Origin of the sequence: Tessaracoccus rhinocerotis, assembly GCF_007197885.1 — a bacterium.
Lineage (GTDB): Bacteria > Actinomycetota > Actinomycetes > Propionibacteriales > Propionibacteriaceae > Arachnia > Arachnia rhinocerotis.
The window spans coordinates 159904-180919 of sequence record NZ_VKKG01000004.1; the positions used below are offsets into that span (position 1 = coordinate 159904).

The 21016-nt window shown below is 70.1% G+C and carries 14 protein-coding genes and 1 pseudogene; 6 read left to right on the plus strand and 9 right to left on the minus strand.

Translation table 11 applies throughout. The features are described 5' to 3' along the window. Positions 1-44 precede the first annotated feature (44 nt). From FOJ82_RS10705 to FOJ82_RS10725, 5 genes are read right to left on the minus strand one after another with little or no spacing between them, the layout of a single operon-like run. Positions 45-1475 carry a peptidoglycan D,D-transpeptidase FtsI family protein gene (locus FOJ82_RS10705; RefSeq protein WP_143938478.1) on the minus strand — a complete coding sequence of 477 codons (1431 nt, stop codon included), beginning with the start codon at positions 1473-1475 and terminating at the stop codon, positions 45-47. Then, positions 1472-2863 (minus strand): FtsW/RodA/SpoVE family cell cycle protein, encoded by a 1392-nt coding sequence (locus FOJ82_RS10710; protein ID WP_143938479.1) that lies wholly within the window; start codon positions 2861-2863, stop codon positions 1472-1474. Before FOJ82_RS10710 ends, FOJ82_RS10705 begins: the two co-directional genes overlap by 4 nt. Continuing rightward, positions 2863-4266: a PP2C family protein-serine/threonine phosphatase gene (locus FOJ82_RS10715; RefSeq protein ID WP_143938480.1), complete on the minus strand. Its 1404-nt coding sequence runs from the start codon at positions 4264-4266 to the stop codon at positions 2863-2865. Before FOJ82_RS10715 ends, FOJ82_RS10710 begins: the two co-directional genes overlap by 1 nt. Positions 4267-4268: 2 nt before the next feature. Then, a complete protein-coding gene (locus FOJ82_RS10720) occupies positions 4269-4730 on the minus strand; it encodes an FHA domain-containing protein FhaB/FipA (RefSeq protein WP_143938481.1) in 462 nt (153 codons plus the stop codon). Beyond that, positions 4731-5450, minus strand: coding sequence for an FHA domain-containing protein (locus tag FOJ82_RS10725; protein WP_143938482.1), 720 nt, complete (start codon positions 5448-5450; stop codon positions 4731-4733). A 470-nt stretch (positions 5451-5920) separates the two neighbouring features. Here FOJ82_RS10725 and FOJ82_RS10730 point away from each other — a divergent pair. The 4 genes and pseudogenes from FOJ82_RS10730 to pfkB all read left to right on the plus strand — a co-directional run bounded on the left by FOJ82_RS10730 (position 5921) and on the right by pfkB (position 10614). Beyond that, a pseudogene (locus tag FOJ82_RS10730) lies at positions 5921-7838 on the plus strand (PTS mannitol transporter subunit IICBA). Between the two features lies 1 nt (position 7839). Beyond that, positions 7840-8886 carry a zinc-dependent dehydrogenase gene (locus FOJ82_RS10735; protein WP_143938483.1) on the plus strand — a complete coding sequence of 349 codons (1047 nt, stop codon included), beginning with the start codon at positions 7840-7842 and terminating at the stop codon, positions 8884-8886. A gap of 16 nt (positions 8887-8902) precedes the next feature. Next, positions 8903-9691 (plus strand): DeoR/GlpR family DNA-binding transcription regulator, encoded by a 789-nt coding sequence (locus FOJ82_RS10740; protein WP_143938484.1) that lies wholly within the window; start codon positions 8903-8905, stop codon positions 9689-9691. Then, positions 9688-10614 carry a 1-phosphofructokinase gene (gene pfkB / locus FOJ82_RS10745; RefSeq protein ID WP_143938485.1) on the plus strand — a complete coding sequence of 309 codons (927 nt, stop codon included), beginning with the start codon at positions 9688-9690 and terminating at the stop codon, positions 10612-10614. Before FOJ82_RS10740 ends, pfkB begins: the two co-directional genes overlap by 4 nt. A 9-nt stretch (positions 10615-10623) precedes the next feature. On the opposite strand, the gene meaB is transcribed toward pfkB, so the two are convergent. Both meaB and FOJ82_RS10755 read right to left on the minus strand, forming a co-directional pair. After that, complete coding sequence (gene meaB / locus FOJ82_RS10750) at positions 10624-11640, minus strand: methylmalonyl Co-A mutase-associated GTPase MeaB (protein ID WP_143938486.1); 1017 nt, start codon at positions 11638-11640, stop codon at positions 10624-10626. Between the two features lie 131 nt (positions 11641-11771). Beyond that, entirely contained in the window at positions 11772-11957 is a 186-nt protein-coding gene (locus tag FOJ82_RS10755) for a DUF5302 domain-containing protein (protein WP_143938487.1), read from the minus strand. 181 nt (positions 11958-12138) lie between these two features. Here FOJ82_RS10755 and FOJ82_RS10760 point away from each other — a divergent pair, with 181 nt between their 5' ends. Then, the gene (locus tag FOJ82_RS10760) at positions 12139-16815 is read left to right on the plus strand and encodes a lamin tail domain-containing metallophosphoesterase family protein (protein WP_185975738.1); all 4677 of its coding nucleotides are present in this window, start codon (positions 12139-12141) and stop codon (positions 16813-16815) included. 103 nt (positions 16816-16918) lie between these two features. Here the strand turns inward: FOJ82_RS10760 and FOJ82_RS10765 are convergent, their stop codons facing one another. Beyond that, a complete protein-coding gene (locus FOJ82_RS10765) occupies positions 16919-18529 on the minus strand; it encodes an alcohol dehydrogenase catalytic domain-containing protein (RefSeq protein WP_143938489.1) in 1611 nt (536 codons plus the stop codon). Positions 18530-18659: 130 nt separating this feature from the next. On the opposite strand from FOJ82_RS10765, the gene FOJ82_RS10770 reads away from it, so the two are divergent. Then, the gene (locus FOJ82_RS10770) at positions 18660-19595 is read left to right on the plus strand and encodes a sugar-binding transcriptional regulator (protein ID WP_185975739.1); all 936 of its coding nucleotides are present in this window, start codon (positions 18660-18662) and stop codon (positions 19593-19595) included. Positions 19596-19598: 3 nt separating this feature from the next. On the opposite strand, the gene eccD is transcribed toward FOJ82_RS10770, so the two are convergent. After that, positions 19599-21005, minus strand: coding sequence for a type VII secretion integral membrane protein EccD (gene eccD, locus FOJ82_RS10775; protein WP_185975740.1), 1407 nt, complete (start codon positions 21003-21005; stop codon positions 19599-19601). Positions 21006-21016 lie beyond the last annotated feature (11 nt).

Consider the following 21016-nt stretch of genomic DNA (forward strand, 5'->3'; position numbering starts at 1 on the left):
AGGCTCCATTGTTTCCCATGTGCCTGTGATTCGTGGAAACGACCTCATCGGAGCGCCTCCATGATTGCAGTGAAGATCGGGGCGGCCACGCGGCCGCCCGAGATGTCGTCGGGGCGGACGTCGGTGCTCTGCACGAAGGCGACGACGGCGACCGTCGGCTCCTCGGCGTACCCGACGAACCACGCGTAGTTGGGGCGGTCCGGGCTCGACTCGGCCGTGCCGGTCTTGCCCCCGATCGTCATGCCGTCCATCCGGGCCGGGCTTCCGGTCCCGTCGGTGACGGTGGTCACCATCATCTCCTGCAGCTGCCGTGCGGTGCTCTGGGAGATGGGGCGGGTCAGTTCCGTGGGTGTCACCGACTCCAGCACGCGCAGGTCACGGGAGGTGACCTCCTTGACCAGGTGCGGCCGCATCATGGTGCCATCGTTGGCGATGGCGGCGGTCACCATGAGCATCTGCAGGGGCGAGGCCGCGACGTCGTACTGGCCGATGGAGCTGAGCGCGGTCTGCGCCTCGTCGAGCTCGTCGGGGAAGCGGGACTGCGCCGAGGGCAGGTCCAAGCCCAGGTCGGAGTCGAAGCCGAAGGCACGCGCCATCTCGCGCAGGCCGTCGTCGCCGACCTCCATCCCCAGCGAGCCGAACGCGGTGTTGCAGGACGTGTTGAGCGCCTGCTCGAGGGTGACCTCGGTGCCGCCGCAGTTGGTGGAGTTGCCCATGGTCGAGTTCGAGTTGGGCAGCGGCAGCGACTGCGGGGCGGCCAGGACCGAGTCCTTGGTCCAGCCGCTCTCCAGTGCCGCGGCCGCGGTGACGAGCTTGAAGGTGGACCCGGGTGGGTACACCTCCCGGACGGCGCGGTTCTTCAGCGGCTCGTCGGGCGCGTTGAGCAGTGCGTCCCACGAGTCCCGGGCCGAGGAGAGCTCCAGCGAGGAGAGCCGGTTCGGGTCGTAGGTGGGGGTCGAGACCAGCGCCAGCACCTCGCCGGTGGTGTAGTCGACGGCGATGGCGGCGCCCTGCTGGTCGCCCAGCGCGCGGACGGCGGCGGCCTGCGCGCCTGCGTCCAGCGTCGTGGAGATGTTGGCACCCTGCGGCGTGCGGCCGGCCAGGATGTCGAGGATGCGCTGGAACGCCTGCACCGAACCGGTGCCGGAGAGCTCCTCGTTGTAGTACTGCTCGAGGTTGCTGCGGCCGTAGTCGTAGGAGTACCAGCCGGTCACCGAGCTCCACAGCTCAGGCTCGGGGTACTCGCGCGCCCAGCGGAACGTCATGCCCTCGGAGCGGTTGGTGATGGCGATCGGCAGGTTCCCGACGAGGATCGCTCCCCGGTTCTGGGCGAACTCGGCGTCGCGGACGCGCCGGTTGCGGGAGTGGGCGTTCAGGTCCTCGCTCTCCACGACGGCGATCCACGTCATGTTGAGCAGCAGCGCCGCCATCATCAGGGCGACGAACATGCTGACCTTGCGCAGTGGCCCGTTCACTTTGCGATCACCACCGTCGAGTCGTCGCCGACCAGTTCCTGCGGGGTGGCGGTTGCGGCCTGCGGCATCCGTGCCCGGTGCGAGATCACCAGCAGGATGCCGATGATGATCCAGTTGGCCACCAGGCTCGAGCCGCCCTGGGACATGAACGGCGTGGTGAGGCCCGTCAGGGGCAGGAGCCGGGTGATGCCGCCGAGGATGGCGAAGACCTGCAGCGCGAATGTGAACGCCAACCCGCCGGCGAGCAGCTTGCCGAAGCCGTCGGGGCAGGTCAGGGCGGCCTTCATGCCGCGGGCGATGACCAACGAGTAGATGACGATGATCGCCATGAAGCCGACGATCCCGATCTCCTCGCCGAGGCTCGCGGCGATGAAGTCGCTCTTGGGCAGCGGGGTGAGGCCCGGGCGCCCGTTGCCCCAGCCGCGGCCGAACAGCCCGGCCCACGCGAACCCGAACTGGGCGCTGATGATCTGCAGGTTGGCGTCGTAGTTGCTGAACGGGTCCAGCCAGGCGTTGACGCGGCGGGGCACGTGGTGGGTGAAGTTGTAGGCCAGCACACCCGCGACGGCGAAGCCGAGGCCCGCGAGGATCGTCCAAGCCGGCCGCTCGGTGGCGATGTAGATCATCACGGTGAACAGGCCGAAGAACAGCAGGGCCGTGCCGAGGTCGTTCTGGAACACCATCACCGCCAGTGCGAGCAGCCACATCACGGCGATCGGGCCCAGGTCACGGGCGCGCGGCAGCTCCAGGCCGACGAAACGCTTGCCCGCCAGGGCCAGCACGTCGCGCTTCTCGTAGAAGTAGGCGGCGAACGCGATGGCCAGCACGATCTTGGCCACCTCGGCCGGCTGGAAGCTGAACCCGGCGACGTTGATCCAGATCTGGGCGCCGCCGGAGGCGCGTCCGAGGCCGGGCACCAGTGGCAGCAGCAGGAGGACGAGGCCGACGATGAACAGCAGGTAGGGGTAGCGCTGGAGGCGACGGTGGTCGCGCAGCACCACCAGCACGCCGATGAACAGGGCGATGCCGAGACCGGTCCACACCAGCTGCTGCTCGGCGTCGTGGCGGATGACGTCGGGGATCTGGTCGATGCGGGCGATCATCGCCAGGCCGAGCCCGTTGAGCAGGAACACGCAGGGCAGGATCAGGGGGTCGGCCCACGGCAGCCGGATCCTCACCGCGAGGTGGGCGAGGATGCCCATGCCGAACCAGATGCCGGCCGCCGTCGCCAGATTCTCCGGCAGGTTCCCGTAGAGGCTCAGGTGGGTCACCACCCAGCCGCCCAGACCGAAGGTCTGGGCGAACAGGATCAGCAGCAGCTCCGCGTTGCGCCACTGGCGGTGGACCACCACGTCCCCGGTGGCGGCCGGCTGTTTGGCGACGGACATCACCTGCAGGCCTCCGGATCCGCTTCCTCCGTCGCCGTGGGCGTGATCGGTGCGAGGTAGGTGGGATAGTTCGGCTGCCCGGTGGACAGGCCCGTCGGCGAGGGCTGCGGCTCGGGGCTCGGGGTCGGATCCGGACGGTTGTCGCGCTCTTCGCGCGCCTCGACGCAGCGGGCGGCGAAGTCGGCGAGCTGGTCGGCGGTGGCGTGCGCCCGCTCGAGGCTGGGGACGCCGATGGTGTTGGCGACGGCACGCTGGTAGAAGGCTGGCAGGTCCTCGACCTGGAAGTCGCGCGTCTCCACGAGCACGTTCAGCTCCTGTCCGAGCAGCGAGCCGGGCAGCCCGTTGTAGATGCCCACGTAGCCCTCGGCGTCGGCCAGGAAGTAGCGCGACTTCGCGTACGCCGTCACGCCCCACGCGGACCCGCCGAGCACCAGGGCGATGGCGAGCACGGCGGCCAGGATGCCCGGCCAGCGGCGGTGCGGCGTCGGGTCCGGGGCGTAGCGGGCGCGCTCGGCCTCGTCGTGGTCTTCGTCCTCCTCCTCGGTCTCCGCGGGGGAGTCCTCGACGGTGGGGGAGTCGGGGAAGGCGGTGTGCTGGAACTCTGCGGCGAGCTCGTCGGGCTCGGGGATCTCGCGCTCGACGGCGGAGCCGACGAGCTGCGGCGCCCGGGTCGCGAGGGCGTCGTCGGCTTCGACCACCTCGCCGATGATCACGGTGATGTTGTCGTGGCCACCGGCGTTGTTGGCGGCCTCGGCGAGGCCGGAGGTCACTTCGTCGAGGTCCGGTAGGGCCAGCAGCTCGCCGATCTCGTCGTCGCCGATCAGGCCGCTGAGGCCGTCGGAGCAGAACAGGAAGCGGTCGCCCAGCGCGACGTCCACCAGCGAGTAGTCCGGCATCATCGTCGCGTGCCCGTTGAGCACCTTCAGGATGAGCGAGCGGTGCGGATGGGTGGCGGCCTGCTCCGGGGTGAGGCGCCCGCTGTCTATGAGGGACTGCACCCAGGAGTGGTCGTGGGTGAGCTGGGTGAGCTCGCCGTCGCGCAGGACGTAGCAGCGCGAGTCGCCGATGTGGGCCATCCCCAGCTGGGTCCCGGAGAACATGGCGCCGCAGAAGGTGGTGCCCATGCCGTCGAGGGTCGGGTCGGCCTCCACGAGCGCGGCGAGCTTCTCGTTGGCCCGGGTGACGACGCCCTTGATGTGGTCCACCATGGCGTCGCCCTCGAGGTGCTCGTCGGAGCGGCTCGCCTCCACGGCCGCGACGGCCGAGGCCAGGTCACCCGCGGCTGCGCCGCCCATGCCGTCGGCGACCAGCAGCATGTTCGGGGACGCGTACCCGGCGTCCTGGTTGTTCTTGCGGACCCGACCCACCTCGGAGTGGGCGCGGAAGTCGAGGGAGAAGGTCACGCTCAGACCTCCAGACGCATGAGGGTCTTGCCGATCCGGATCACGTCACCGACCGTGACGCGGGTGGGTTCGCTGACGCGGCGCCCGTTCACGTACGTGCCGTTGGTTGAGCCGAGGTCCGTGAGCACCCACGTGAGTGCATCGGCCTGCACCAGCTGGGCGTGGCGGGCGGAGGCGTAGTCGTCCTCGAGGTTGAAGGTGCTGTCCGCGGCGCGTCCCAGGTTGATCGTCGGCTCCACCGGCACCGAGAGCCCCTGCTGCGCGCCCTGGGTGACGGCGAACCGGGTGGGGGTGCGGGAACGCCTTCCGTGGCCGGGACCGTCGGCGGGGTGGGCCTTCAGCGTGTCAGCCTTGACCCTTCGGCCGAACATGTCGCGACGGATGACGTCGGCGATGAACAGGATGAACAGCCACAGCAGGATCAGGAAGACGATGCGAATGGCCGCGACGATCAGCTCACTCATTCACTGCTCCGACGGCGCGTGCACCAGCATCCTTGTGTTGCCGATCTCGATCCGCGATCCGTCCACGAGCTGGACCTCCTGGATACGGCTGCCATTGACGATGATTCCGTTCGTTGAGCCCAGGTCCTCGATGGAGACCGACGGGGCGTCCGGGGTGCCGGTGACGGTCACCAGCGCGTGGCGGCGGGACACGCCCGGGTCGTTGATGCGCAGGTCTGCCTCCGAGCCGCGGCCGATCACCAGGCCCGGGGGACGCAGCGGGTGGCGCACCCCGTTGACCTCGAGCACCAGGCCGCGGGCGGGACGGTGGATCGACGCGGGGCGGCGCTCACCGGAGCCGGACGAGCCGTCGGAGACGGCGTCGCTGGCCACCTTGAACTGCCCGGTGGGCAGGGACTTGTCCAGCTCGTAGTTGATCGAGATCGGGCCGTTGAACACGTACTGCCGCTCGGCGGCATGTTCGCGCAGGCCAGGGATGATCTCAGCGTTCAGCGTCTTCGAGTACGGGAACAGGCGGTTGTAGTCGTGCGGGGACAAGGAGATGGTGAAGTCGTTGGGCACCAGCCGACGGTCCCGGCTGAGCAACTTGGCCTCGGCGTCCAGCTCCCGCTGGATGCCTGCGGCGATCTCAACGGGCTGCACGTCGCCCTTGAAGGCACGCGCGAACACCTTGTCGACGGCGGCGCCGATCCTCTTCTCGGCGCGGTCGAACACACCCATCCTGACCCCCTTCCAGCGGTCACACCGGCTTTCAGCTTACCCAGAGGCGCGCTCAGCGCGGCAAACAGGTCTGCGGCGCGCCGTCACCTCAACCCCAACTGGAGGTCGCTGCGACGTGGTGTTCGCCCTTGTCGACGGCGTCTGCGTCCGGCCGTGGTCCGCGGCTGTTCGGACCTGGGGCCCCGCTGCAGGGGGCGGATTCCGGGCCCTGGTCGGACGCTGGGTTCGCCGTCGCGGCCCCGTGCCGACCCGACACGCCGCACGGAATCTGGCCAGGGGTGGCCGGCCCCCTCCGAGACGATTCGGTGCGGCGTGTCGGGTCGACGGCGAGCGCACCGATGTTGGTTCGTGTCCGAATCGGCCCGCCGGAGGGGTTGACACGGACAGAAACAAAGGTGAGGATGTCCGTATCGCTCCGATGGTGGAGCGGGTCCAGTCCCGAACAGCGAAGTTCAGAAAGGGTGAGCGCAATGGCACCCACCGACGTACTGCCCGACGCGAGAGTCAACAAGAACCTCGAGGGCACCGGTTTCCGCGCCCGTGTCCAGAAGTTCGGCGGGTTCCTCGCCGGCATGATCATGCCCAACATCGGCGCCTTCATCGCCTGGGGCCTTCTCACGGCACTGTTCATCCCCAACGGATGGCTGCCCAACGAGACCCTGGCCACCATGGTCGGTCCGATCATCACCTACCTCCTGCCGATCCTCATCGGCTACACCGCCGGCCGGATCGTCCACGGCCAGCGCGGTGCCGTCATCGGCGCCATCGCCACGATGGGCGTCGTCGTCGGCTCGGAAGTGCCGATGTTCCTCGGGGCCATGATCATCGCCCCGATCTCCGCGTGGCTGCTCAAGAAGTTCGACAAGCTGATCGAGGGCCGCGTCGCCAGCGGCTTCGAGATGCTGGTGGACAACTTCTCCCTCGGCATCATCGGCATGCTGATGGCCATCCTCGGCCGCCTCGGCATCGGACCGGTCGTCAACACCCTCGTCGGCTGGCTCGGCTCCGGCGTGGACCTCCTCGTCCAGAACGGCCTGTTGCCGCTGGCGTCGATCTTCGTCGAACCCGCCAAGGTGCTGTTCCTCAACAACGCCATCAACCACGGCGTCCTGACACCGCTCGGCGCGGCCGAGTCGCAGTCGCTGGGCCAGTCGATCCTGTTCATGGTGGAGTCGAACCCCGGCCCCGGCCTCGGCATCCTGTGCGCCTTCCTGGTGTTCGGCCCCAAGGCCCTGCGGGGGTCCACCCCCGGCGCCATCATCATCCACTTCCTCGGCGGCATCCACGAGATCTACTTCCCCTACATCCTCGCCAAGCCGGCACTCATCCTGGCCGCGATCGCCGGCGGCATGAGCGGCGTCTTCGTCGGTAGCGTCCTGAACGCGGGCCTGGTCTCCGCGGCGTCGCCCGGCAGCATCCTCGCCTACCTGGCCGTGACGCCACGCGGCGGTCACCTCGGGGTGCTGGCCGCGGTCGCGGCAGCCGCGATCGTGTCGTTCGTCGTCGCCTCGCTGCTGCTCGGGTTCGGCAAGAAGGACGAGCAGGTCGACGCCGCCACGGCCGAGGCCGCCGGGGCCCCGCCGGCTGACACCACCGGCACGATGGGCGCCGCCACCGTCGCCGCCGCCCCGGCCGCGACCGCCATCGCCACCCGCTCCATCAACGGCAGGGACGTGAGGGAACTGGTCGTGGCCTGCGACGCCGGCATGGGCTCGTCGGTGATGGTCACCGGCGCGATGAAGAAGCGGCTCAAGTCCTACGACATCGACGTCCGGCACTCGCCGGTCAACGACCTGCCGCCGGACACCGAGCTGGTCATGTGCCAGTCCGGCCTGGTGGACCGCGTCCGCGGCATCGCCCCGAACGCCGTGATCGTCCCCTTCGAACAGTTCGTGGGAGACCCCGCCTTCGCGAGGCTCGAAGAGCAGATCAAGAACGGAGAGAACATTGAATGACGTCATGACCCCCGAGTCCGTCCGACTCGGCCAGAGGGCCACCGACAAGGACGACGCCATCCGGCAGTGCGGGGCGCTCCTAGTCGCGCTCGGCGCCGCCAGCCAGGAGTACGCCGACGCGCTGTTCGACAGGGAGAAGCAGGTGTCCACCTTCCTCGGCGAGGGGGTGGCCATCCCGCACGGCACCAACGAGTCCCGCGTCCACATCAAGAAGACGGCCCTGGGGTTCATCCAGTTCCCCGACGGCGTCGACTGGGCGGGCAACACCGTCAACGTCTGCATCCCGATCGCCAGCAACTCCGACGAGCACGTCGACATCCTGGCCGCACTGGCTGAGGTGCTGATGGACCCGGAGAAGGCGGAGAAGCTGCGCAGTTCGGGCAGCGTCGACGAGGTGCTCGGGCTGCTGGGCAGCATCGGATCGGAGGACTGACATGCTGGCACTTCGCTTCTACGCACCCGAGGACCTCCGGCTCGAGGACGTCCCCGAACCCACACCCGCCGCCGACGAGGTGAAGATCCGCGTCCGCAACTGCTCCACGTGCGGCACCGACGTCAAGATCCGCCGCAACGGCCACCCCAACCTCTCGCCCCCACGCACCATCGGGCACGAGATCGCCGGCGAGATCACTGAGATCGGCACCGACGTCGCGGGCGAGTGGAAGGTGGGCGACCGCGTCCAGGTGATCGCCGCCGTCCCGTGCGGTGACTGCCACGAGTGCCGCAAGGGCTGGATGGCCGTCTGCCAGAACCAGACCTCGGTGGGCTACCAGTACGACGGCGGGTTCGCCGAGTACATGATCGTGCCCCGCGAGGTGCTCAAGGTGGACGGCATGAACCGCATCCCCGACGGCGTCAGCTTCGCCGAGGCCTCGGCCGCGGAGCCGTTCGCGTGCGCCATCAACGCGCAGGAGCAGTTGGGCATCGAGGAGGGCGACACCGTCGTGATCTTCGGCGCCGGGCCCATCGGCTGCATGCACGTGCGGATCGCCCGCGGCGTCCACAAGGTGGGCCGGGTCATCCTCGTCGACATCAACGCCGAACGCCTGCAGATGAGCGCCGACGCGGTCCAGCCCGACGTCGTCATCAACGGCTCAGAGACCGACGTTGTGGCTGAGGTCATGAAGCTCACCGACGGCCGCGGCGCGGACGTGGTCATCACCGCGACGCCCGCCAACGTCACCCAGGAGCAGGCCGTCGCCATGACCGCCCGCAACGGCCGGATCAGCTTCTTCGGGGGACTGCCGAAGAATGACCCGTTCATCAAGCTCGACTCCAACCTGGTGCACTACCGCCAGTTGCACATCCATGGCGCCAACGGGTCGGCACCCGAGCACAACAAGCGCGCCCTGGCCTACATCGCCTCCGGCGAGGTGCCCGTGGCAGATCTCATCACCAAGCGCGTCCCGCTTTCGCAAGTCATGGACGTGTTTGAGATCGTTGCCAAGGGCGAGGCCATCAAGGTGACCGTCGAGCCCTGAACCGGAAGGCGAGGACATGACCAGCTCCAGCAACATCCGCCACCTCTACGCGGCGCAGCGGCACGACAGGATCGTGGCCGAGGCGCGGGCGGAGGGCCGCGTGGACGTCAGCGGGCTGGCCGAGCGGCTGAAGGTCACGCCGGAGACCGTCCGGCGTGACCTGACGCTCCTCGAACGCCGCGGCCTCGTGCGGCGCGTCCACGGCGGCGCGCTGCCGGTGACCCTCACCGAGCACGAGCCCACCGTCACCGAGCGCCTCGGGCGCGCCACCATGGAGAAGGAACGGATCGCGATGAGGGCGGTCCAGGAACTCCCGGAGGAGGGCGTGATCCTGCTCGACGCCGGCACCTCCACCCTCGCGCTGGCGCGGGTGCTGCCCAACCGCAGCGGCCTGGCCGTGGTGACCAACTCCGTCACCATCGCCGCCACCCTGATGGAGCGCGGGAACCTCACGGTCCACGTGCTGGGCGGCCGGATCCGCGGCCGCACCGGCGCCGCCGTCGGCTCGTGGGCGATGAAGGCCCTGGCCGAACTGGCCATCGACGTCGTCTTCCTGGGCGCAAACGGGTTCACCCTGGACCGCGGCTTCACCACCCCCGACGAGGTGGAGGCCGACGTCAAGCGCGCGATGGTGGCCGCCGCGCGCCGCTCCATCGTGCTCGCCGACGCCACCAAGGCCGGCCAGGTGCACTTCCAACGGTTCGCCGCACCGTCGGACATCGAACTCCTCATCACCGACGACCGGCTCGACGACGAGACCGCCGAGGCCTTCGAGGACGCAGGAACCGAGGTGCTCAGAGCATGATCGTCACCCTCACCCCCAACCCCAGCATCGACCGCACCATCGCCGTCGACCGCCTCGAGGTCGGCGGGGTCAACCGGGCGCACTCCGTGCTGGTCGACCCCGGCGGCAAGGGCGTCAACGTCTCCCGCGCGCTGGCCGCCAACGGCGTGCCCACCACCGCGATCCTGCCGCTCGGCGGGCCCGACGGCGACCTCCACAGCTCCCTGCTCGACGCCGGCGGCCTGTCCCACGTCGCCGTTGGGATCGGCGGCAACACCCGTACCAACGTCGCCATCGTCGACCCACGTGGCGGCACCACGAAGGTGAATGAGCCCGGCCCGGAGCTCTCGGACGTCGAGGTTGCGGCCCTGCGCGCCGCGGTTCCCCGCGACGCGGAGTGGGTGGTGCTGTGCGGGAGCCTCCCGCGCGGCACGGACGCCTCACTGTTCACCGACCTGGTGGCCACGCATCCCGGCCAGGTGGTGGTGGACACCTCCGGGGCTCCGCTGGCCGCGGCCGTGGCCGCCACGCCGTACCTGGTGAAGCCGAACCGGGAGGAGCTCGAGGAGCTGGTGGGGCGCCGTTTGGCCACCCTCGGCGACGTTCGCCAGGCCTGCCGCGAGCTGGTGGCCGGAGGCATCTCGGTCGTCGTGGCCAGCCTCGGTGCCGACGGTGCGCTGCTGACCACGGCCGACGGCGCGTGGCTGGCGAAGGCGCCCGTTGCGAACCCGCTGTCCACGGTCGGGGCGGGTGACTGCCTGCTCGCCGGGGTGCTCTCCGCGCTGGCCGAGGACCTGCCGGCGTCAGAGGCGCTCGCCCGCGGCGTCGCATGGGGCTCCGCGGCGGTGTCGCTGCCCGGCAGCCAGGTACCCGGCCCGGGCGACGTCGCCCGGATCGGGGTGGTCGAGTTGGAGATCGACGACGCCCTGGTCCTCGCCGACTGAGGCGCCGCCTCAGCGCGCCCAGGGCAGACCGGGAACGGCGCGGGCGTAGGCGGCGAGGATCTCCTGCGAACCCTCCAGCGCGCTCAGCGACTCGTCGGCCACCCGGGCCTCCACGTTGGCTGCCACGCCCCGCACCTCGGGGGAGGTCCGCAGCGACTCGAGCAGCTCCTCGCGCACCATGTTCCACAGCCAGTCGCGCTGCTGCGCCAGCCGCCGGGCCGTCAGCCCACCGTCGGCCTCCAGCTCGTCGCGGTGCTTCACGACTGCCGCCCACACCTCGTCCAGCCCCTGCCCGGTGTAGGAGGAGCAGGTCAGGACCGGCGCGCGGCGCTTCGTGTTGTCCGAGGTGATCAGCTTCATCGCGATGCTCAGCTCGCGGGCCGCCACCCGGGCGGCCACCTCGTTGTCGCCGTCGGCCTTGGTGATGGCGATGACGTCGGCGAGCTCGAGGATGCCGCGCTTGATGCCCTGCAGCTGGTCGCCGGTGCGGGCCACCTGCAGCATCAGGAAGGTGTCCACCATCCCGGAGACGGCGACCTCCGACTGCCCGACGCCGACGGTCTCGACCAGTACGACGTCGTGGCCGGCGGCCTCGAGCACCAGCATCGACTCGCGCGTGGCGCGGGCCACGCCGCCCAGGTGTCCGGCGGAGGGGGAGGGTCTCACGAAGGCCTGGGGCCGGTTGGCGAGGTCGGCCATGCGGGTGCGGTCGCCCAGGATCGAGCCGCCGGTGCGCGACGACGACGGGTCCACGGCCAGCACCGCCACCTTGTGGCCGTGTTCGGAGATCAGCTTGACGCCCATGGCGTCGATGAAGGTGGACTTGCCCGCTCCCGGGACTCCGGAGATGCCGACGCGGAAGGCGCCACCGGTGCGGGGCGCCAGGAGTTTCAGCAGGCTGTGCGCCTGCTCGCGGTGCTCGGGCCTGGTGGACTCCACGAGGGTGATGGCCCGGGCCACGTGCCCGCGCGACCCCTCGGCCACCTTCTCCGCCAGCTCTTCCACACTGAGTTTGCGCACGCCCACAGCCTATCGTCGGCCCTTGCGTCGTTGGCCCCGGGGTGGGTGGTCACCATGGTGCGCGCGGACATGACGAGGGCCCGGCCGTCACCAGGACGGAACCGGGCCCTCGCAATCCCTTTCCGGGTACTGGGGGATCAGCCTCCGGACTTGCGGCGGAAGACGCGCTTGCCGCCCACCTGTCCGTGTGCGTGGCCACCCTTGTCACGTTCCGCGTCGACCCTGGCCTGCCCCTCCTGCTCCGAAGCCTTCTTGCGCTCCAGTGCCTGACGCATGGCCTCCTTGGGGTCCAGCGGCTCTGCTGTGTCGTTGGAATCACTCATGTCAGCAAGCGTACTTCGCTCCCGGGCCGGGGAACCGCTGGCGCGCGGAACTCGCCTCCGGCACGTTCAACCGTCGTTAACCCGCCGTTGGCAAGGAGTTGCCCGGGAGGTCACCTTGCTCGCGTTGGATGTGAGCCGGTCTCCGGGCAGGAGGCGCGAATGATGGAGGACGAGGATGACGATGAGGAAAACAGGCGCGATCGCGGCGGTGTCCGCGATGCTCGTGACGTCGGTGGCGGCCATGGTGGTCCCGGCGAGTGCGGCGGAGCTCCCCGAGCTGGTGGTGACCGAGATCGCCCCCGACCATGCGAGCTACGACAACTTCGAGTTCTTCGAGATCACGAACACCACTGCGACACCCGTGGACCTGGCCGACTACGCCGTGGCCTACAGCTACGTCGACTCCGACGACACCACCCGCGACGTCCCCCTCGACGTCGAGCCGGCGGTGATCCCGGCCGGCGGAGTCGTGGCGGTCTGGCTGCAGTACACCACCGCGACGGTGGACTCGTTCTCGTTCACCGACGAGGACTTCCGCGCCCAGTGGGGTGACGCGGCCAGCAGCTACACCATCCTCAAGGCCGCGGGTCAGTCCGGCATGGCCAACGGCGGCGACCGCGGCATCCGCCTCACCGGCCCCGACGGCGCCATGGTCTGGTCCCACTACCCGGTGGGTTCGGTCTCCACCAGCGGCACCGCCCACTTCGCCGTCACCGACGGCCAATCGCAGGCGCTGTTCGCTTCTGACGCGGCCGGCACCCCCGGCGTCGTCGACCCGGCCCAGGTGCTGGCGCCCTCGCCGTCGCCCACCCCGACGACGACACCCACCGCGGAGCCCACGGAGGAGCCCACCGCAGAGCCCTCGCCCCAGCCGACCGCGACGCCGGACCCGGCGATCGACGTCGCCCTGCTGCAGGTGACCGAGCTGCTGCCCGACAGCAGCAACGTCGGCGGCTCGGACGGCTTCGAGTTCATCGAGCTGTACAACCCCACCACCGCGGACATCGACTTCACCGACTTCAAGATCAACTACCTCTACCCGGCGGCCGACCTGACCATCGGCAGCTCCGCGCTGTGGCCCTCGGAGCCCGCCGACGTCGTCATCGGCTCCGGCGAGACGCTCGTCCTGTGGATCAAGAACGGCCCCAACGACGCACTCACCGCCGCCGACTTCAACGCCAAGTTCGGCACCTCGCTGGTGGCCGGCGAGAACCTCGTGGAGATCCCCTCGGGCGGCATGGCCAACGGCAGCCTCCGCGGCGTCGACGTCATCACCAACACCGGCATCACGATCAGCCGGACCTACTACAACCACGTCACCGGGGTCGACCACACCCAACCCGACCAGGGCATCCACTACACCGGCACCGCTGACAAGGCGCTGCAGGACATCCTCGAGATCGCTCCGGCCACGCCCGGACGCGTCGAGGTCGGCAGGCAGGTGCCCGGTGGCCTGATGGTGCTCGCCGAGGACACCGTCGCCCCGCACGTGACCGACCAGACGGCCGCGACCATCGCGCCCGACCAGGACTTCGACATCGTCCACGCCATCACCGACGACGTGCTGGTCCGCACCGCGACCCTGCACGTGCAGAGCAACGTCGACGCCGCCCCCCTGGCCTACAACCTCGTCTCCGGCGCCGAGGACACCTACACCTTCACCATCCCGGCGGCGGACCTCACCGGCAAGCGCCACTACGATTACTGGCTGACCACCACCGACGGTACGAAGGTGACCACCACGGACGCCACCCGCGTCGTGCTCGAGGGCGTCAATACCGACCCGCTCCGACTCAACGTCACCGACGGCCAGTTCCTCTCCGGCACCACCCAGCTCGTGGTGGGGGCCGATGGTGGCACCGACGGCGTGTCCCTCAGCGTCGCCGGTGACGACGTCACCGCCGGCCTGGTGCCCGCGCTGGAGGGCAAGCCGGTCTTCGTGTTCGAGGCCAGCCAGACCGACGCCTACTTCCAGAACGGCGTCCTGGTGGGCGAGGACGTCCTGCACGTCTTCGACGAGGGCTTCTACGGTGAGTGGGTGACCGTCTCGGTGCCCGTCGACGAGTCCTACCTCACCCGGGGCGACGACCTCACCGTCGAGATCTGGGCAGGCACCAAGAAGGCCCCCGAGATCGACGTGAACGAGAACAACGACGACTTCGAGGTTCGCAACCTGCGCCTCGTCCTGCCCGACGGCCGCACCCTGCGCGACGCCGGGTTCGTCGACCCCGCCACCTCGCTGCGCATGGGTGACTCCGCCGGGAAGTACGAGTTCTACGAGGCCACCTACGCCGTCCCGGCCGACGCCTTCTCCGGGCTCGGCCACACCTGGGACACCACCGCCGTCGCCGACGGCCCCCACCATGTCCTGGCCACGCGCGGCGCCGACTCCGCAACGGCCGACGTCGTGGTGGACAACACCGCCCCGAGCATCACCGCGAGCATCGCCGACGGCTCCACCCAGAAGGGCGAGTTCGTCCTCGACGCCACCGTGACCGACGCGGGCTCCGGCGTGGACTCAGTCCTCGTCACCCTCGACGGGCAGGCCATCGAGACCCCCCACGAGACCTCCTCCCTGCTGCTGGCGGCGGGCGGCCACGTCCTCGAGGTCCGCGCCGCTGACGCGCTGGGCAACCGGACCGTGTCCACCGTCGCCTTCACCACCCCCGAGGAGCAGCCGGGCGCCGCGCTCGAAGGCCCGGCCGAGGGCGCCGAGGTCGCTGCGGGCGTAGAGCTGTCCGCCGTCGTCACCGACCCCACCGACGACGTCCTGTCCGGCTCCTTCAACGTCGGGCACCGGCTGACCGCCGCCGATGGTGAGGTCGCCCTGACCGGCGGCGTCACGAACGACGCCAGCGCCACCGACCGCAGCGCCGAGGCGGTCGAACTCGGCGAGGCCGTCACCAGCGGCGAGTTCCTGCCGTACGAGATCCTGGCCGTCGACGTGCCGGAGGGCGCCGGCGACGACTACCGCGCGCGGCTGGCCTGGAGCGGCGAGATCAACGCCGGCCAGCGCGTCAGCATGAGCGTCCTGACGACCGACGGAGTCTGGCACCGCGTCGCGGAGCAGGTCGCACCCGTCGGCGACGGACTGGTCGCGGTGGACCTCGAGGCCGTGGTCCCGGCGGCGGGCCACGCCGTGGAGGGCCAGATCAGGGTGCTCGTCCAGCACAGCGACGGCTGGGCCGGCGGCAACCTCACCGAACGCGGAGACGCCGTCGACGCGTTCCACCCGGAGGCCGAACCGCGCTCGACCTACGACTTCACCGTCGCCCACATCAGCGACACCCAGTACTACAACGCGAACGCCGACTACTACCAGCACCAGACGTCGATCAACGACTTCCTGCTGGCGGAGCGGGACAACCTGAACCTGCAGTACGTCGCCCACACCGGTGACATCGTGGACAACAACGAGATCCCCGTCCAGTGGGAGCGGGCCAACCCCGCCTACGCGCTCTTCGACGAGGCCGGCCTGCCCTACGGCGTGCTCGCGGGCAACCACGACGTCTCACAGGCCAGCAACGACTACACCGAGTACAGCCGGCACTTCGGGGAGGCGCGCTTCGCCGGGAACCCCTGGTATGGCGGGTCGCACCTGGACAACCGCGGCCACTACGACCTGTTCTCCGCCGGCGGCATCGACTTCATCCACGTCTTCATGGGCTGGGGGGCCGGTGACGAGCAGATCGACTGGATGAACTCGGTGCTGGCTGCGCACCCGGAGCGGATCGCCGTCGTCGACCTGCACGAGTACATGCTCACCACCGGTGGGCTCGGGGCCCTGCCGCAGCGCATCCTCGACGAGGTGATCGCGGTGAACCCGAACGTCCGGATGGTGCAGTCGGGCCACTACCACGACGCCTTCACGCGCACCGACACCTTCGACGACGACGGCGACGGCACCGCCGAGCGCACCGTCGTGTCCATGCTGTTCGACTACCAGGGACTCACCGAGGGCGGACTCGGGTACCTGCGCCTGCAGCACTACGACAACGACTCGCAGGAGCTGCGGATCCGCACCTACTCGCCGTCGCTGTCCGACTTCAACGCCGACGACCCGACCCTGGACGACGAGCACCAGAGCTTCGAGATCCCCTACTCGACGCTCGGGATCGAGCCCGTCGTGAAGTCGCTGGCCACCACCGCCTTCACCGCCGACATCCTCACCACCGAGGTCATCGGGTCCTTCGACGGCGTCGCCTCCGGCACGACGGTGCGGGTCACCTGGGACACCCCGGCGGCAGACGCGGGCTGGTACGTCGTGGTCCGCGACGAGTTCGGCGGCGAGGTCATCAGCGAGGTGCGCTCGGTCACCGTGACGGCGGCCTCCCCGTCCCCGACGCCCACGCCCTCCGCGTCGACGTCGCCCACGCCCTCGGCCGGGCCGACGCCCGCGCCGACGCCCGCGCCGTCGCGCCCGAGCGTCCCGGACAGCGGCCTGAAGGCGCCGTACGAGGTCCCCGGATTCCACGACCTCAACGGTCGGCGCTGGTTCACCGAGTGCGAGCCGTACTCGCAGACCATCCGCTGCACCACCAGCATCTGGGCCACCACGGTGGTCCAGGGCGCGGCCGGGTTCCGGCAGACCAACCAGTGGGTCTTCAACAACATGACCTACCTGCCGTACCTCGACCGGACAGCGTGGGCTGCCAACCCGCTCGGGCACGCAGGTGCGTGGACCGCGGACGACGGGCGCCGCTGGCGGACCGAGTGCGACACCGCCACCACCGGCCGGGGTGGCTGCCGCACCTACGTCGAGGCGTCGGTGGTCACCTCCGACGTGGTGGCCGGACAGCGCACCTACCGTTGGACCACCCAGTGGGTGTTCAACAACCTGGTCCGCTTCAAGAACTGACCCTCCATGGGCCCTTCGAGGCTCGCTGGCGCTCGCCCCTCAGGGAAACTGAACCCGGTTTCCCTGAGGTGCGGGGACGCAGTCGCCGCCTCGAAGGGGCAACTCACGCTCCCGCTAGCAGGGCAGCCTCCGCCTCCTTGGTCCACACGCCGTCGTTCAGCTTGGCGGCCACGTGGGGCAGCTTCTCGGGCATGTCGACCAGGCGCGTGAGCGGCAGGTCGTGGAGCATCGGGAAGACCATGATCTTGCCGCCGGAGGTGCGGTTCATCACGGAGTCGATCGCGTCCTGGAAACCGGCCATGCCGGTGACCGCGTCGAGCGAGATGTGGGTGTCGATGATCCCCTTCTCGATCTTGTCCAGCACCGTGCGCATGTCGGAGACGTCGGAGCCGGAGGTGCCCAGCATGAAGATCCGGCGCTCGACGATGCCCTGCAGGTCGAACTCGCCGAGCGTGCCCGCGGGGATGCCTGCGAACGCGTTGATGATGGCGTCCTCGGCCGCCAGGTCCACGGCCTGCGCCACCAGCGCGGGGACGGGGACCATGCAGCTGATGTGGGTGTAGCCCGGCTCCAGCTGGGTGCTGCCGGTGTTGATCACCTCGAGGGGCACGCCGTGCTCCTCGGCGACGGGACCGACGATGGAGCGCAGGTGCTCGAGGCGCTCGTCGCTCAGGTCGGTGGCCGCGACGCTGATCCGGTCGAAGCCCGAGGTCAGGGCCCGCATGGTGTGCATCTGTCCCATGGGACCGGCGGCGCCGATGATGGCCACCTTGTCACCGTCGCGGAGCTCGCCGGTGGCGGGGACCCACGCGTAGGCGTCGGCGGGGTCGGAGTCGACGGTGCCGATGAAGCGGATGAAGTCGTAGTGCACGCGCCCGATGTCCAGCTTCACGTTGCGCTGGATGGTCTGGCCACCGAGGACGGCGCAGAAGGTGGCGCGGGTGCCGAGCAGCGGGGCGAGTGCCTCGATGACGTCGGCGTCGGCGCCGTAGTAGATGATGTCGTCGAAGGCCTGGCCCTCGAGCGTCGACACCTCGCCGGGGGCGACGGTGAGGGTCTCGGCCGGCTGGTGCTCGGCGGTCAGGGAATCGACCCCGTAGGACTCGCCGTCGGTGACCACCAGCAGGCGGCCGCCGTCGGCGAGGTGGTTGCGCTCGGCCCAGGCGTAGGAGCCCTCGACGGTGGCCCACGGCTCGATCAGGCCGACGGCCGCGGCGGACGGGCCGTCGGAGACGTGGATCAGGAACTCCTCACCGGAGGGCGACACCACGCAGCGCTCGTCGATGACGACGTACTCCTGCAGCGCCCCCTCGAAGTTGTAGCCGAAGGCCCCGTTGGACTTGGGCGTGCGCAGGTGCTTCCAGTCCGCCTGGACCAGGACCCGGTCGCCGACCTTGAAGTGGCTGACCTGGTCGCCCACCGCGACGATGCGGCCGACCGGCTCGTGGCCGGGAACCGTGGGCTGGGAGCCGGGCTTGTAGCCGGGGATCTCCGGGAGGGCGGCGAGGTCCATGCCGGCGACCACCTCGGCCTTGCGGGGGTGGGAGTCGAAGGCGTGCAGGAGCTTCGTGTCGGAGAAGCAGATGCCGCAGGCCTCGACCTGGAGCAGCAGCTGCGTCGGTCCCACCGGGTCCACCGGCTTGGACTTGTTGTGGAGGATCTCGTCCTTCCCGGTGATCTGGATGGCATGTTGGGTGGTGGGGATCTCGACCACTGCGACTCCTTCATCGATGACGTGGATGTTGTTCGTGCCCCCATTCTCGCCGCTGTCCTCAGTCGTGAGAAGGTGTCGGGACAAGTCTGGGCATCGGCTCAGGAGGTACCCGGGTGAGGGGAGTAGTGGCGTGGTGCTGACACCGCAGGGCGACGACTTCGACATCGTCGTGCGTGCCGCCTGGCTCTACTACGAGGACGGCCTGACGCAGGCGCAGGTGGCCAAGCGGCTGTTCGTCTCGCGGCAGAGCGTCGGCCGACTGCTCGAGTCCGCCCGGCAGCACGGGATCGTGCGCATCGAGATGGACGCCCAGTACCTCGCCGCGATGGGCTGGGCCACGAGGCTGCGGGAGCGCCTGGGCCTCGACGACGCCGTCGTGGTCCCGACCTCAGACGGCCCCCTCTCGCGGGAGCGCACCAACGAGCGGGTCGCCGCCGCCACCGCCGCCTACGTGCGACGCCACCTGCACCCGGGCGTCGTGGTGGGCGTCAGCTGGGCGGACAGCGTCGCCCGGGCCCTGACGATGCTTTCGGCCGAGTCGCTCGACGGCGTCACGCTCGCCTCCGCCGCCGGCACCATCGACAACGTCGCCACCCTCGTGTCCGAGAACCCCGAGGCGGTCCGACGGCTGCGCACCGTGCCCGCGCCGCTGTTCGTCTCGAGCGCCGCGACGGCGGCCGCCCTGCTGGCGGAGGACCCGGTGGCCAGCGTGTTCGCGCTCGCCCGCAGCGCCTCCATCACCCTCACCGGGGTGGGCGCGGTTCGGCCGGGCTCGTCCGCGGTCCGCACCGGCATGGTCACCGACGAGGAGGTCGCGGAGTTCGGGCGCCGCGGCGCGGTGGGCGACATGCTCGGGCAGTGGTTCGACATCCGCGGGCGCGTGGTGCGGGGCGACGTCTCCGAGCGGACGGTCAGCCTGCGGCTGGAGGAGATGCGGGAGCTGCCGAACGTCGTCGCGGTTGCGGCCGGCCAGGAGAAGGTGGACGCCATCCGCGGCGCCGTGGCCGGTGGCTACCTGAACGTGCTGGTCACCGACGAGCCGACGGCCGAGCGCCTGCTGGCCTGATGCTCAGCCGAACAGCGAGCGGAAGTACGTGTAGAGGTCGAGCACGCCCAGCAGCGACGGGACGATGCCCATGATCGCGAGCCACTCGAAGATGTCGCCCCAGCGCCCCCAGGTGGGGGAGATGATCTTGGCGTAGGTGGCCGCGGAGTAGTGCGCGAACACGTACCCGACGGCCAGCACGCAGCCGAAGAGCACCAGCACGCCGGTGACGGACTGGGTGGCTCCGGTGCCCAGCGCGAACAGTGCGAAGGCGGTCACGAGAGTGCCGCCCAGCAGCAGCGCCATCCGCTGCGCGAGCCCGACGAAGGCGCGGGCGCGGAGCAGGAACGCCAGGCCGGTGCAGATGCACAGGGACAGGGCCCAGAGACTGCCCTGCTGCAGCACGAGCAGGGAGCACAGCACCGCCGTCGCCGTGGTGGAGGCCAGGAGAGCTCCGAGGATCTTGTCCGCCAGGAGGGCCCGCTGGACGATGTCTGCCTGGACGGGGGTCTCGTCGGCGAGGATCGCCTCAGTGGTGACCGGCAGGTTGGGCAGCGCGATGCCGGCGAGGCGGTAGCTGAACGCGGGCAGGAACCCCGTCAGGACGGCCATCACACCCATGGTGACGGCGGCGACCTCGATCTCCTTGCCGTAGTTCAGTGCCATGGCGCTGGCGCTGACCAGCATGAACCCGGCGGTCAGCGCGACGGCGAACAGGGCCATCGCGTGCACCCGTGCGGCCAGCGCGCTGGCGGCCGAAGCGACCAGCACCAGGGCGCCCGCCATCAGGATCCTGATGGGAAGGGGCACCGGTTCGACGCTGATCAGGTTCGGCAGGAACCAGCCGGTGATGCCGCCCAGGGCGACGCTGGCCCACGCCAGGCACGTCGCAGTCGGGACCTCCCCGGCGGCGCGTGCCAGCGAGACGGAGGCGATGAAGGCGGCGAAGCTCAGGAAGCCGCTGAGGGCGATGGCGAGCAGCAGCGGCACGCCCTGGACGTCCATGGCGCCCTGCACCGTCAGCAGCGGCGCCCCGATCAGCAGCACCAGCATCAGGATGAGGCCCATGGTGCGGCTGTGCCGGGCGGCCCAGGAGGGCCGGGAGTTGGTGGCGCCGGCGACTGCGTCGACGACGTCGTCGAAGGCGGCGTCGGGGATGGCGTTCTCGCGCTGGCGCAGGTGAAGCGTCTCGCCGTCGCGGATGTTGAGCTTGGCCACCGGGGTGTACAGGTCGAACGGGTCGGAGCCGAACCGCTGCAGCACCCACGCGTGGACGGCGTCGGTGGGGGTGTTGGCCTCGAGCCCGGAGAACCGCAGGATGCTCGGGAGCAGTTCGCTGAGGCTGACGCTTCCGGGTAGCGCGAGGTCGACCCGTCGGGACTGCGAGATGATCGTGACCCGGGACAGGTCCTCCTCGGTGGTGCTGCTCACGGCCCTACCGT

What these genes read in the sequence shown, in the direction of transcription:
- FOJ82_RS10710 (WP_143938479.1), bottom strand. Translation starts at nt 2,863, where the DNA reads ATGTCCGTCGCCAAACAGCCGGCCGCCACCGGGGACGTGGTGGTCCAC.
- FOJ82_RS10720 (WP_143938481.1), bottom strand. Translation starts at nt 4,730, where the DNA reads ATGAGTGAGCTGATCGTCGCGGCCATTCGCATCGTCTTCCTGATCCTG.
- FOJ82_RS10725 (WP_143938482.1), bottom strand. Translation starts at nt 5,450, where the DNA reads ATGGGTGTGTTCGACCGCGCCGAGAAGAGGATCGGCGCCGCCGTCGAC.
- FOJ82_RS10735 (WP_143938483.1), top strand. Translation starts at nt 7,840, where the DNA reads ATGCTGGCACTTCGCTTCTACGCACCCGAGGACCTCCGGCTCGAGGAC.
- FOJ82_RS10740 (WP_143938484.1), top strand. Translation starts at nt 8,903, where the DNA reads ATGACCAGCTCCAGCAACATCCGCCACCTCTACGCGGCGCAGCGGCAC.
- pfkB (WP_143938485.1), top strand. Translation starts at nt 9,688, where the DNA reads ATGATCGTCACCCTCACCCCCAACCCCAGCATCGACCGCACCATCGCC.
- FOJ82_RS10755 (WP_143938487.1), bottom strand. Translation starts at nt 11,957, where the DNA reads ATGAGTGATTCCAACGACACAGCAGAGCCGCTGGACCCCAAGGAGGCC.
- FOJ82_RS10760 (WP_185975738.1), top strand. Translation starts at nt 12,139, where the DNA reads ATGAGGAAAACAGGCGCGATCGCGGCGGTGTCCGCGATGCTCGTGACG.